The sequence below is a fragment of the Shewanella sp. 1180_01 genome (assembly GCF_052850535.1).
In genome coordinates, this window is sequence record NZ_VXCT01000148.1 from 1 (window position 1) to 1150 (window position 1150).

Sequence of the window (1150 nt, forward strand, 5' to 3'; positions counted from 1 at the left end):
ACTCGAACCTGAAAATCTACACCGAGCTTGGCGTCAAGTTAAAGCCAATAAAGGCGCGGCTGGCATCGATGGCATGACTATCGAAGCCTTCCCGCTTTGGATGCAACAAGGCGGTTGGCAACGGTGTAAATCTCTACTGGAACGAGGTGAATATAACCCTTCAGCAGTCAGACGCGTAGAGATCGACAAACCCGATGGCGGTAAACGCAAACTGGGTATCCCTAACGTCATTGATCGTGTGATACAGCAAGCTATTGCTCAAATTCTCACGCCGTTGTTTGACCCTTTCTTCTCGGCTAATAGCTTCGGCTTTAGACCGAATAGGAATGCCAAACAAGCGGTCTTGCAAGTCAGAGATATCATCAAACAGAAGCGCAAATTTGCCGTCGATGTTGATCTGTCCAAGTTCTTTGATCGAGTAAATCACGACCTGTTGATGACTCAATTGAGGATCAAGGTACAGGATAAGCGTCTGCTGGCGCTTATTGGTAAATACCTGCGAGCTGGTGTGATGGTCAACGACCAATTTGAAGCAAGCTTCGAAGGCGTGCCTCAAGGCGGCCCACTCTCGCCATTACTCTCTAACATTATGTTGGACAGTCTTGATAAAGAGCTGGAAAGCCGAGGGCACAAATTCGCCCGCTACGCGGACGACTTTATCATTTTGGTAAAGTCTATTCGAGCGGGAGAGCGGGTACTCAAGAGTATTACTCGCTACCTTGCCACTAAGCTAAAATTGGTTGTTAATGAACAGAAAAGCCAAGTGGTAGAGGTAGGGCAAAGCAAGTTCCTCGGTTTTACCTTTAACCGCGGGAAGATCCAGTGGCATGCTAAAACATTACACATTTTTAAACAAAAGATGAAACGCCTGACGAACCGAAATTGGGGCGTTAGCATGGGATATCAATTGTTTAAAGTACGGCAATACATGCAAGGCTGGATCAACTACTTTGGCATAGCCAACGCTTATCAAGGGTGTGTCGATTTAGACCATTGGATCCGTCGTCGAGTGCGTATGTGCTACTGGCGTCAGTGGCGAAAACCGCGGACTAAGGTACAAAACTTACTTAAACGTGGCGTCAGGATCCAAGCTGCCGTTGCTTGTGGGATCACAAGTAAAGGCCCATGGCGGAGCTCGAAAACACCAGGA

General features: G+C 47.7%; 1 protein-coding gene. It reads left to right on the plus strand.

The annotated features are described in order from the left end of the window. Positions 1-1150: group II intron reverse transcriptase/maturase (gene ltrA, locus FW758_RS24545; protein ID WP_446446822.1), on the plus strand; the 1150-nt coding region annotated here is incomplete at both ends.